Genomic DNA, 12,172 nt, shown 5'->3' on the forward strand with positions numbered 1-12,172 from the left:
CCCTTGGACGCCCCCGCCCCCTTGAACGCCCCCGCCCCGGACGACGATATCGGCGACGCCGAGCTTGAACGCTATGCCCGCCACATCGTCCTGCGCGAGATCGGCGGGCCGGGTCAGATGCGGCTGCGTGCGGCGCGGGTGCTGGTCGTCGGTGCGGGCGGATTGGGCGCGCCGGTCTGTCTTTATCTCGCGGCCGCGGGCGTGGGGCGGATCACGCTGGCCGATGATGATCGCGTCAGCCTGTCGAACCTGCAACGCCAGGTGATCTTTCGCAGCGATCAGCGCGGGCAGGGCAAGGTGCAGGCCGCCGCCGCCGCCATGACGGCACTGAACCCGCATGTCGCCGTCACGCCGCTGCCGCGCCGCATCACGCAAGAAGACACCACCCTTTTCGCGGACCATGACCTGATCGTCGACGGCACCGACAGCTTCGCCGCGCGCGAGGCGATCAACCGGGCCGCGACCGCTGCGCGGATCCCGCTGGTCTCGGGCGCCATCGCGCAATGGGAAGGCCAGGTCACGCTTTACGATCCCGCGCGCGGCGGCCCCTGCCTGACCTGCCTTTTCCCCGCAGCACCCGCGCCCGGACTTGCCCCCGCCTGCGCCGAGGCCGGCGTGGTCGGCGCGCTGCCCGGCGTGATCGGCAGCCTGATGGCGCTGGAGGCGATCAAGGCCATCACCGGTGCGGGCGATGCGCTGCGCGGCCGGATGCTGATCTTCGACGGACTTCATGGCGAGACCCGGACGATCCGCACGGCGCGCCGCAAGGATTGCCCGGTCTGCAAGGATGCGCGCTGAGATTTCGGTGCGATCCGGGCCGTCCCGGCGCCGGAATCGCGGCGGCCCGGCCAGACCCCTATCCGTTCGCGGCCCGGCTGTCCTCTGGCGCCTGGTCGCGCGCGTTCATGCCGTAATCTCGGATCACATGCGCGATCCGCAGCCGATAATCGGCGAACAGCCTGTGTCTGCCGGCCTCTTGCGCGGCGCGATGCCGCGCAAGCTTGCGCCATTGCTCGATCGCCGCCTCGTCGCGGAAGAATGACAGCGACAGCATCTTGCCCGGATTGGTCAGGCTCTGGAAACGTTCGACCGAGATGAAGCCGTCGATCTCCTCGACCAGCGATCGCATCGCGGCGGCGATGTCCAGATAATCGGCGCGTTCAGCATCGCCCCTGGGTTCGACCTCGAAGATGACGGCGATCATGGCGGACTCCTGCCTGGGGTTGCAGGGCAGCATAGGCCGGCTGGCGCGGGTCTGGAAGTCCGGCGGTCCCTGACCTAGGGTTCGCTCCAGCACAGGAGGTCCGCGATGAATCCCGAACTGACCCGCTGGACAGGCCCCCAGGGCTTGCCGCGTTTCGACCTGATCGGGGATTCCGATTTCGCTCCGGCCTTCGACCGCGAACTGGCCGCCGCCAGCGCGGCGATGGAGGCGATCGCGGCCAATCCCGATCCCGCCGATTTCGCCAATACCGTCGCCGCGATGGAGACGGCGGAAGATGGGCTGAACCGGCTGCTGTCCATCTTCTACACGCTTTCCTCGACAGATTCGAACCCCGCGCGAGAGGCGCTGCAACGCGATTTCGCACCGCGTCTGGCCGCGTATAACAGCCGCACCAGCATGGATCCGCGCCTCTATGCGCGGGTCAGCACCGTGGCCGCGAGCGCGCAGGATCTGGCCCCCGAGGACCGGCGCATCACCGAACTGGCCTTGCGCGACCTGACCCGGTCTGGTGCCGGGCTGCAGGGCGCGGACCGCGACCGGATGGCGGCGATCCGGGCGCGGATGGCGGTGCTGACGACGGATTTTTCCCAGAATGTGCTGGCCGACGAACGCGACTACGTGCTGCCGGTGCCCGATCACGGCCTTGGCGGTCTGCCGGACTGGCTGGTCCGGGCAATGCGCGCGGCAGCCAGAGAGCGCGGCCTTGCCGGGCAGGTCGTGACGCTGAACCGCTCGCTGATCGTGCCGTTTCTCGAACATGCCGAGGAGCGCACATTGCGTGAAGTGGCGTTCCGGGCCTGGACCGCGCGCGGATCGGGGCAGGGCGCAGGCGGGACCGCGACCGACAACCTGCCGCTGGCCGCCGAGATCCTGGCGCTGCGCCATGAGCGCGCGCGATTGCTGGGCTACGAGGATTTCGCGACCTTCAAGCTTCAGCCGGAAATGGCCACCACGCCCGACAGGGTTCAGGATCTGCTGGGACAGGTCTGGCGGGCGGCCCGCGCGCGCGCCGCCGAGGACGAGGCCGCGCTGACCGCGATGCTGCGTGACGACGGCGTGAACGGCGCGCTGGAGCCCTGGGACTGGCGGCTCTATGCACAAAGGCGGCGCCGGCGGGAACACGATGTCGATGCCGCGACGGTCGGCCCGTATCTGACGCTGGAGGCGATGCTGGGCGCCGTCTTCGACGTGGCCGGGCGCCTCTTCGGGCTGGAATTTCAGCCGGTCGACGCGCCGCTCTGGTCAGCCGATGTGCGGGCATGGAAAGTCACGCGCGAGGGCCGGCTGATGGCGATCTTTCTGGGCGACTATTTCGCGCGGCCGGGCAAGCGGTCGGGGGCGTGGTGTTCGTCCTTGCAGGTCCAGCATCGGATCGGGTCGGGCCAGCGCGCCATCGTCGTCAATGTCTGCAACTTCACGCCGCCCGAGGAAGCGGGCGCGCCCGCCTTCCTGTCATGGGATGACGCGCATACCCTGTTCCACGAATTCGGCCATGCGACCCATCACATCCTGTCGGAAGTGACTTGGCCCTCGATCTCGGGCACTTCTGTCGCGCAGGATTTCGTCGAATTGCCCAGCCAGCTTTACGAACACTGGCTGGAACAGCCCGAGGTGCTGGATGCCCATGCCCGCCACCACGAGACGGGCGAACCCTTGCCCGCCGGCCTGCGCGACCGATTGCTGGCGGCGGACAGGGCCGATGCCGGCTTCTCGACCACCGAATATCTGGAAAGCGCGCTGGTCGACCTGGCCTTCCATCGCGGCGCGCCGCCCGACGACGTGATGGCGCGGCAGGCCGAACTGCTGGCGGGGCTGCAGGCCCCGGACGCCATCCCGATGCGCCATGCGACGCCGCATTTCGCCCATGTCTTCGCCGGCGACAGCTATGCCAGCGGCTATTACAGCTACCTGTGGTCCGAGGTGATGGACGCCGATGCCTTTGCCGCCTTTCAGGAGGCGGGCGACATCTTCGACAGGCACACCGCCCGGAAACTGGAACGGACCATCCTGTCAAAGGGCGGCTCGGCCCCCGCCGACCGGCTATGGCTGGATTTCAGGGACCGGATGCCGGGTGTGGATGCTTTGTTGCGGGGGCGCGGGCTGATCTGAGCGCGTCGTCCGGCAACAGGGAGACGCGGAAGATGATCAGGCATGGCGCGTTGTTCCTGTCGGTCCGGATCCCTGCGGGCTGCATGCAGGAAGACAGGGCGCGCAGCTGCCGCTGATCGACGGACGCTGCCACCCGCGTCCGGGATTCTGCGGCGACCGCGATCCGCAGAATCTGCGCGGTCCGCGCGGCCGCAGGCGGATGACGGCAATCTGCGGATCATCGAAGACCGCGGCGGCCGCGACGACGCCCGCTGGCGGTCCGGGGGCCGAACGGGGCCGCCCGGTCGCGGCTCAGTCCCGGATCTCGTCGGGATCGACGCCCCAGATTGCCGATTTAGGCACCCAGCCACGCTGGCCGCCGCCCGAGATGCGGCACCAGGTCGGATTGCACTCGCCCAGCCGCAGGATGGCCCCGACCTCGGCGCGGGCGACGACATCGGCGTCCGGGTTGGGCCGGCTGCGCAGCTGGACCATGTCCTCGGTCACAAGCGCCGTGCGGACACCGGAGAGCATGGCGTAGTGGACCCATCCGCCCGCACCGTCCTTGTCCTCGACCCGGCGCCAATGTCCGAATTCGGCCACCACGCGCAGCGGCATCCCGGCATGGCGAAACACCCAGTCGATCCGGTGCGACAGGCTGGGGCCGCGGCGGGCGTTGCCTTCGCTGCCCTTCAGGCTGACATAGCGCGGCAGCGGCAGGTTGGTCACGGGGCCCCGGTCGGTCGCGGCCTCGTCGCCATCCTGAGACCGGACGATGCCGGCATCCGCCAGACGCCGGATCTGCGCCGGTTGCGGATCCGCCGGCACGGGTGGCTCGGCCCTGGCCGCGCCGCCACCGATCGTCGGCGCCGCGATCGCCAGCACCAGCGCCAGCACCAGCGCCGCGCCGCCCTTGCCCCCTTGAAATTTCATCATGTCCCGTCCGTTCCTGTCCGACAGACCCGCCGCAGCGGTCGTCCCTGCCTCCGACGGAAGGGAACCGGCCCGTCCGCATTCCGCCGCGGCCTCGTCCGTCCCGTCGCTTGTCGCCGTCGGGGGACTTGTGCCTTCCCCTCAACGCGGGCAGTTTGCCAAAAGCCGCCGGGCTTTGGAAGTGCGGCCGCCGACACGGTTTCGAGAAAGTGAGGTTATCATGCCAGGCCAGTCCCCCTCGCGACCCAGAATGCGCGTGGCTGTCACCCGCCGTCTGCCCGAAGCCGTCGAAACCCGCATGACCGAATTGTTCGACGTGGCGCTGCGCGAGGACGACCGCAAGCTGGGACGGGACGAACTGGTCGCGCTGATGAAGGATTGCGACGTCCTGGTGCCGACGGTGACCGATCAGATCGACGCCAACATGCTGGCCCAGGCGGGCGAAAGATTGAAGCTGATCGCGAATTACGGCGCCGGAATCGATCATCTGGACGTGATGTCGGCCCGCCAGCGCGGTGTGCTTGTCAGCAACACGCCGGGCGTCGTGACCGAGGATACCGCCGACATGGCGATGGCGCTGATCCTGGCCGTCACCCGTCGCATTCCCGAGGGGCTGGCCGAGATGCAGGCAGGCCGCTGGGGCGGATGGGCGCCCACCGCGCATCTGGGCGGCCGGGTTGGCGGGCGCAGGCTGGGCATCCTGGGCATGGGCCGGATCGGTCAGGCCGTGGCGCGGCGGGCCAATGTCTTCGGGATGCAGGTCCATTACCACAATCGCCGTCGCCTGCGCCCCGAGATCGAGGACGATCTGCACGCCACCTGGTGGGAAAGCCTGGATCAGATGCTGGCGCGGATGGACATCGTTTCGGTCAACGCGCCGCACACGCCCTCGACCTTCCATCTGTTGAACGCGCGGCGGCTGAAGCTGATGAAACCCTCGGCTGTCGTGGTGAACACCTCGCGCGGCGAAGTGATCGACGAGAATGCGCTGACACGGATGCTGCGCGCGGGCGAAATCGCGGGCGCGGGGCTGGATGTGTTCGAACACGGCCACGAGATCAACCCGCGCCTGCGCGAATTGCCGAATGTGGTGCTGCTGCCGCATATGGGCAGCGCCACGGTCGAGGGACGGGCCGAGATGGGTGAGAAGGTGATCATCAACATCAAGACCTTCGCCGACGGGCACAGGCCGCCGGATCTGGTCGTGCCGTCGATGCTGTAGGGGGCGCTGCCCCCATCCCCGTGCCGGGGATTCCCCCGGGGTATTTGGACATCGAAGAAGAGGTTTGCGATGCGTCTGCGTCTCAGCCCGCCGCGCGCGGCGGTATCGGTCCTGTTCTTTGCCAACGGGCTGATGATCGGTTCGTGGGCGCCGAAATTGCCGGCGCTGATGGCGCGTCTGGGCATCGGCGAGGCGCTGGCCGGGCTGGTCGTGCTGTGCCTGGGACTTGGCTCGTTGCTGGTGATGCCGGTCTTCGGGGCGATGGTGGCGCGGCGCGGCTCGGCCGCGGCGGTCGGCCTTGCGGGCTGGCTGGCCGCGCCCACGCTGATCCTGATCACGCTGGCGCCCAATCTTGCCCTGGTTGCCCTGGCGGTCGGTCTGTTCGGCGGCACGCTGGGCGGCATGGACGTGGCAATGAATGCCAATGCCGTCGCGGTCGAACGCGCGCGGCGCCGCGCGATCATGTCGTCCTGTCACGGTTTCTGGAGCCTTGGGGGCGTTCTTGGCGCCGGGATCGGCGGTGTCGTGCTGGCGCGGCTGGGCGAGGCGGCGCATGCGGTCCTGGCGACGCTTGTGTTCATCGCGGTGCTGGTCTTCGCGCAGCGCCGGCTGCTTCGGGATGCGCCGGCGGAGGGGACGCGGAAGACGCCTCTGCGGCTGCCGCGTTCGCCCTTGCCCTATGTGATCGGGATCATGGCGCTGTTCAGCATGGTGCCCGAAGGGGCGATCCTCGACTGGGCCGCGGTCTATCTGCAGCGCGAAATGGGGGCGTCGCTGGCGCTGGCGGGCTGGGGCTTTGCGGCCTGTGCCGCGGCGATGGCCGCGATGCGTTTCGCGGGTGACGCGATCCGGCAGCGACTGGGGGCGGTCAGCACCCTGCGGATCAGTGCGCTTGCGGCGATCGCGGGGCTTGGCATGGCGGGGCTGGCGCCGAATTCCGGGCTGGCGATCCTGGGCTTCTTCGTCGCCGGTCTGGGGATCGCCAATCTGGTGCCGATCATGTTCTCGGCCGCCGGCAATCTGCCCGGGCTGGCGCCGGGGGTCGGTCTGTCCGTGGTCACGATCACCGGCTATTCCGGCATCCTTCTGGCACCGGGATCCATCGGTTATCTGGCCGAGAAGATGAGCTTTTCGGCGATCTATCTGGGCCTTGGGGGGCTGCTTCTTCTGCCGCTCCTGCTGTCTCCGCTGGCGCGGGCCGCCGATTTCGACGAGCGCTGAGGCATGGCGGCGCGGACCTTGGCCGAGCAAGCATGGGACGATCAGCCGATCCGGCGATGCGGAAGGACGGATCAGCGATAGGTCTGGTCCGGCCCCGGAAAGCTGCGTTCGCGCACGGCATCGGCATAGGCGGCGATGGCGTTCGAGGCGCGGGGGCCCAGATCGCCGAATGTCCTCACGAAACGCGGCACCCGGCCCGACAGGCCCAGCATGTCGTCCAGGACCAGAATCTGGCCGTCGCAGCGGGCCGAGGCGCCGATGCCCATGGTGGGAATGGCCACGGCCTCGGTAATCTGGTCGGCCAGCCCCTCGACCACCCCCTCGACGACCAGCGAAAAGGCGCCGGCCTGAGCCACGGCGCGGGCATCCTCGACATGGACGGGCCATGTGGTGGGGTCGCGGCCCTGGGTCTTGAAGCCGCCCATCGTCAGCGTGGCTTGTGGTGTCAGGCCGACATGACCCATGACCGGGATGCCGCGTTCGCCGAGAAAGCGGATCGTTTCCGCCATGCGCACGCCGCCTTCCAGCTTGATTGCGCCGGCGCCCGTGTCGGCCATGATGCGCGCGGCGTTGCGAAAGGCCTGTTCGGGGCTTTCCTCGTAGCTGCCGAAGGGCATGTCGATCACCACCATCGCCTTCTGTGATCCGCGCATCACCGCCTGGCCGTGCAGGATCATCATCTCGACCGTGACGCCGATGGTCGAGGGCAGGCCGTGGATCACCATGCCAAGACTGTCGCCGACCAGGATCACCTCGGCATGGTCATCGACCAGCGCTGCCATTGGCGCGGTATAGGCGGTCAGCGCGACAATGGGCACCTGGCCCTTGCGCGCAGCGATCTGCGGGGCGGTGATGCGGTGAATCGGGGCTTGCGCGGACATGGGTTTCCTCAGGGTTGGGCAATGCGCTGGTCGATCAGCAGAACCTCGCCGAAGCGGACCGCCAGCAGGATGACAACCGGCCGCTCGATCCGGTCGATGCGGGACAGGTCGGCCGCGTCGCGAATGTCCACGGATCGGATGTCGGCGCGGGGTTCGGCGCGCAGGATGCGTCGGATCTCGCGGCGCAGGGCAGGCGGGGTCGTGCCCTCGGCCACCATCGCCCGGGCCCGGTCCAGCGCGCGCGACAGCACCGGGGCGGCGGCGCGATCCCGGGTCGTCAGACGGCGGTTGCGCGATGACATGGCAAGGCCGTCGGCCTCGCGAACCGTCGGCACCGGCAGGATTTCGACCGGCATGTCCAGATCGGCCACCATCTGCCGCACGATGGTCAGTTGCTGGTAGTCCTTTTCCCCGAAAGCCGAGGCGTCGGGTCCGATGATGTTGAACAGCTTGGTCACGATCGTCGTCATGCCGCGGAAATGGCCGGGCCGCAGGCGCCCCATCAGCATCCTGGACAGGCCGCTGACCTCGACGAAGGTCTGTGCGCCGGGGCGGTAAATGTCCTCGACCGGGGGCATGAACACGGCGTCGCAGCCGTTTTCACGCAGAAGCCGCAGGTCGTTTTCCTCGTCGCGCGGATATTTCTCCAGATCCGCCTTCTGTTCGAATTGCGTCGGATTGACGAAGATCGAGACGACGATGCGGCCGCCGTCCCGCGCGTCCAGCCAGTCGCGGGCGTGGTCCAGCAAGCGCATATGACCCTGATGCAGCGCGCCCATCGTCGCCACCAGCGCCACGCGCTGGCCCTGGCCCCGCCAATCGGCGACGCAATCGCGAATGGCCTGCTTGCTGCGGCAGATCTGCATCCGTGCCCTCCATCGCCCCCCGGCCACAGGGTTCAACCTAATGGAAAGCGCCGGTTTCGCACAAGTGCTGCGATGCAGCATGTCGTTTTTTGCCGCCAAAGGTCGGGGCGATGGGGCCGGGCGCCGGGGGCTGTGACAGATACGGAGCAAGAAAGCCCAAACCCGGAAGGAGTCGGCCCCGATGAAGTCGCATGTGAAGGTTCTGGTGGTGGGCGGTGGCGCCGTGGGCTGCGGCATCGCACTGCATCTGGCGCGGGCGGGCTGGGATACGCTGCTGGTCGAGCGTGACGAATTGACGGCCGGATCCACATGGCATGCGGCGGGCCTGCTGCCGCTGTTCAACATGGGTTACGCGACCAGCCATATCCACGATTATTCTGTCAGGTTGTATGCCGGGCTGGAGGCCGAGACCGGGCTGAACGCGGGCTTCACCCGCTGCGGCAACCTTCGCATGGCGCAGACCGACGCGCGGATGGACGAATACATGCTGTATTCCGCCACTGCCGAGACGATCGGGATCGAGCATGAATTCCTGACCCCCGCCCAGATCGGGGATCGCTGGCCCCTGGTCCGGACCGAGGATCTGAAGGGCGCGCTGTTCCACCCGACCGACGGCTATATCAACCCCGCCGACGTGACCCAGGCCATGGCCAAGGGCGCGCGCATGGCCGGCTGCGCGATCGAACGCAAACTGCAGGTGCAGGGCTATCGCTGGACCGGATCGGAATGGATCGTCACTTGCGAGAGGATGGCCGAGAGGGGCGGCAACCTCGTTCCGTCGGGCGAGGTGTTCGAGATCCGGGCCGAACATGTGGTCACCGCGACGGGCAACCATGCGCAGCGGACCGCGCGGCTGCTGGGCATCCGGATCCCCGCCATCCCCGTCGAACACCAGTTCATCGTGACCGAGCCCGATCCGGCGCTGCTGAAATGGCGGGCCGACGGCAATCCCGAACATCCGGTGCTGCGCGATGCCGACGCCAAGTGGTATGTCCGCGAGGAACGCGGCGGCTGGATCCTGGGCCCTTACGAGGAAGGTGCGCCGGCGCGCTTCCCGTATGAGGTTCCCGACAGCTTCCGTGCCGATCTGTTCCCGCTGGATCTGGAACGGATCGAACAGGAATACATGTCGATGATCCACCGCATCCCGTCCTCGGAAGAGGTCGGCCTGAAGGACGATTTCAACGGACCCATCTGTTACACCCCGGACGGCAACCCGCTGGTCGGACCGGCGCCGGGCCTGCGCAACATGTGGCTTGCCGAAGGCTTCAGCTTCGGCATCACGGCGGCGGGCGGGGTCGGGCATTATCTGACGCAGATGATGACCGGGGGCGAGGCCGAGATCGACATGGCCAGCCTCGATCCGCGCCGGTTCGGATCATGGATGACCACCGAATACGGGACGCGCAAGAACGAGGAAGCCTATTCCCACGTCTTCATCCTGCACCATCCCGATGAGGAACGCGAAGCCTGCCGGCCCTTGCGCACCGCGCCCGCTTATGACCGGCAAAAGGCGCGGGGCGCGCAATTCGGGCAGGTAAACGGCTGGGAGCGGCCGAACTATTATGCGCCGGCGGGTTTCGACGACCATGCTTCCCGCAGCTTTCGGCGCGGCGGCTGGTGGCAATATGCCAAGGCCGAGGCCGAGGCCCTGCGCGGCGCTGCCGGCCTGATCGACGCGACGGCATTCGCCAAGCACATCGTCAAGGGGCCGGGCGCGACCGTCTTCCTCGACTGGCTGACCACCAACAGGCTGCCCAAGGTCGGGCGGATCAACCTGACCTATGCGTTGACCGAAACCGGCACCACGCGCACCGAATATACCATCGTGCGGCTGGCCGAGGACGAATACTACCTTGTCTCGGCGGGCGCATGGGCCGATTACGACGGCGACAACCTGATGAAATCGGCCGGGGATTTCATGGCCCAAGGCGGCGCCCATGTCGCCATTCAGGACGTCACCACGCAATGGGGCGTCTTTGCCCTGGCCGGTCCCGCCTCGCGCGAGATCCTGTCAAGACTGATCCGTGATCCGCAGCCGGAAACCGCCTTGTCGAACAAGCGGTTTCCGTGGCTTTCGGCGCGGCGGATCGAACTGGGCATGGTGCCGGTCAACGCGATCCGCGTCGCCTATACGGGCGAGTTGGGCTGGGAACTCCACCACCCGATCGAGATGCAGAACCACCTGTTCGACCGGCTGATCGAGGCCGGCGAGCCGTCGGGAATGAGGTTGGTCGGCGCACGGGCGCAGAACTGGCTGCGGCAAGAGAAATCCTATCGCGCCTTCGGCACGGAACTGGGCCGAGACGCGACCCCGCTGGAGGCGGGGCTGGACCGTTTCGTCGATCTGTCCAAGGATTTCAGGGGCAAGGCCGCGATGCAGGCCCAGGGTATCCGCAGCACCTGCGTGACGCTGCTGATCGACGGACCCGAGGATGCCGATCCCTGGGGCCGCGAGGCCTTGTTCCTGGAAGGCGGAAAGGTGGGGCGACTGACCTCGGGCGGGTATTCGGTGGCCTTCGGAAAATCGATCGCCATGGGCTATGTCCGCCCCGATCTGGCGCGGGCGGGAACAAGGCTGAAGGTCCGCATGTTCCGCGAATTGTGGGATGCCGAGGTGACCGAGGACAGCCCCCATGATCCGTCCAACGCGCGGATCAGGGTGGACGGCTAGCGCCGGTCGGGCTGTCGGTTCGGTCTGGTCGGGCAGGGCGCGGGCAGCCGCGCTCTGGCTGGGCCGGACATCTTGCGGAAGAAGGGCGAGATGTCAGGATTGGCCGGGCAGTCATGAACCATCAACCGACGGCCACCTGTGCGGTTTCGCCTGTGAAAGGCCGCGATGGCCAGTGCCACCACAGGCTGATCCCACGCGATGATGTCTAGAAACTGGAGCGGGCGATGAGATTCGAACTCACGACCCTAACCTTGGCAAGGTTATGCTCTACCCCTGAGCTACGCCCGCATCCATGTCGAAGGTATATCCCCTTCGGTGAGCGGTGATTTACGGAAGAGCGCCGGCAGGCGCAAGGGGGTATTTCGGATTTTCGGCAGAAAACTTGCGGACGGGATGCGGCCTATCGCCCATCGTCGTCGTTCCGCCCGATCAGGCCCAGATGGGTGTCCTGAAAGCGCGTGACCGACTTCAAGCCATAGCCAAGCGCACGGTCGATCCCGACATGCGCCATCCAGACAGCACCCGCCGCGATCAGCCCGGTCTGCCCGGTCAGCAGGCCCAGCAGCGCAAGGATCAGCCCGTTGGCATAAAGATGCGCGGCGTTATAGATCGCGGCCCCGACCCGCGCCCCGGCCAGATAGCCTATCATGGACAGATCCGGCGCCAGCAGAACCAGCGGCCAGAGCCAGAGCGGCCAGCCCGATTGCGTCATTCCGGCCAGCGCCACGGCAGCGGCAAAGATGCCCGCGCCCTCGATCCTCTGCCATGCGACCGGGCTCATTCAGCGGCGCGGATGCGGGCGGGTTCCAGCATCGGGGCAAGGTAGTGGCCGGTATGACTGTCCGCGATGCGGGCGACCTCCTCGGGCGTTCCGGTCGCCACGATCCGGCCGCCGCCATCGCCGCCTTCGGGGCCGATATCGATGATCCAGTCGGCGGTCTTGATCACGTCGAGGTTATGCTCGATCACGATCACCGTGTTGCCCTGATCGACCAGTTCGTGCAGCACTTCCAGCAGCTTGCGCACATCTTCGAAATGCAGGCCGGTGGTCGGCTCGTCGAG

General features: G+C 67.6%; 11 protein-coding genes and 1 tRNA gene. 5 read left to right on the plus strand and 7 right to left on the minus strand.

Translation table 11 applies throughout. The features are described 5' to 3' along the window. Positions 1-798: HesA/MoeB/ThiF family protein (locus B4A72_RS05765; protein ID WP_292978216.1), on the plus strand; the 798-nt coding region annotated here is incomplete at its 5' end. A 58-nt stretch (positions 799-856) separates the two neighbouring features. Here B4A72_RS05765 and B4A72_RS05770 read toward each other — a convergent pair. Continuing rightward, positions 857-1,204, minus strand: a complete 348-nt coding sequence (locus B4A72_RS05770) for an antibiotic biosynthesis monooxygenase family protein (protein WP_292954879.1) — start codon at positions 1,202-1,204, stop codon at positions 857-859. Positions 1,205-1,309: 105 nt separating this feature from the next. Here B4A72_RS05770 and B4A72_RS05775 point away from each other — a divergent pair, with 105 nt between their 5' ends. Continuing rightward, entirely contained in the window at positions 1,310-3,334 is a 2,025-nt protein-coding gene (locus B4A72_RS05775; protein ID WP_292954882.1) for a M3 family metallopeptidase, read from the plus strand. A gap of 291 nt (positions 3,335-3,625) precedes the next feature. Here the strand turns inward: B4A72_RS05775 and B4A72_RS05780 are convergent, their stop codons facing one another. After that, on the minus strand, positions 3,626-4,249 hold the full coding sequence (locus tag B4A72_RS05780; protein WP_292954885.1) for an SH3 domain-containing protein: 624 nt from the start codon (positions 4,247-4,249) through the stop codon (positions 3,626-3,628). A gap of 217 nt (positions 4,250-4,466) precedes the next feature. On the opposite strand from B4A72_RS05780, the gene B4A72_RS05785 reads away from it, so the two are divergent. After that, entirely contained in the window at positions 4,467-5,468 is a 1,002-nt protein-coding gene (locus B4A72_RS05785) for a 2-hydroxyacid dehydrogenase (RefSeq protein ID WP_292954888.1), read from the plus strand. A 69-nt stretch (positions 5,469-5,537) separates the two neighbouring features. Further along, positions 5,538-6,689: an MFS transporter gene (locus tag B4A72_RS05790; protein ID WP_292954891.1), complete on the plus strand. Its 1,152-nt coding sequence runs from the start codon at positions 5,538-5,540 to the stop codon at positions 6,687-6,689. Positions 6,690-6,760: 71 nt separating this feature from the next. On the opposite strand, the gene panB is transcribed toward B4A72_RS05790, so the two are convergent. Beyond that, positions 6,761-7,570 (minus strand): 3-methyl-2-oxobutanoate hydroxymethyltransferase, encoded by an 810-nt coding sequence (panB, locus tag B4A72_RS05795; protein ID WP_292954894.1) that lies wholly within the window; start codon positions 7,568-7,570, stop codon positions 6,761-6,763. Between the two features lie 8 nt (positions 7,571-7,578). Beyond that, complete coding sequence (gene panC, locus B4A72_RS05800) at positions 7,579-8,436, minus strand: pantoate--beta-alanine ligase (RefSeq protein ID WP_292954897.1); 858 nt, start codon at positions 8,434-8,436, stop codon at positions 7,579-7,581. Positions 8,437-8,617: 181 nt separating this feature from the next. Between panC and B4A72_RS05805 the strand changes: the two genes are divergently transcribed. Then, the gene (locus B4A72_RS05805; protein ID WP_292978217.1) at positions 8,618-11,110 is read left to right on the plus strand and encodes a GcvT family protein; all 2,493 of its coding nucleotides are present in this window, start codon (positions 8,618-8,620) and stop codon (positions 11,108-11,110) included. A 213-nt stretch (positions 11,111-11,323) separates the two neighbouring features. Here the strand turns inward: B4A72_RS05805 and B4A72_RS05810 are convergent. The 3 genes from B4A72_RS05810 to B4A72_RS05820 all read right to left on the minus strand — a co-directional run. Continuing rightward, positions 11,324-11,398, minus strand: a tRNA-Gly gene (locus B4A72_RS05810). Positions 11,399-11,510: 112 nt separating this feature from the next. Beyond that, on the minus strand, positions 11,511-11,891 hold the full coding sequence (locus B4A72_RS05815; RefSeq protein WP_292954903.1) for a DUF4260 family protein: 381 nt from the start codon (positions 11,889-11,891) through the stop codon (positions 11,511-11,513). After that, positions 11,888-12,172: hypothetical protein (locus B4A72_RS05820; protein ID WP_414692490.1), on the minus strand; the 285-nt coding region annotated here is incomplete at its 5' end. The genes B4A72_RS05815 and B4A72_RS05820, both read right to left, overlap by 4 nt.

The sequence above is a fragment of the Paracoccus sp. UBA5162 genome (assembly GCF_002413585.1).
Lineage (GTDB): Bacteria > Pseudomonadota > Alphaproteobacteria > Rhodobacterales > Rhodobacteraceae > Paracoccus.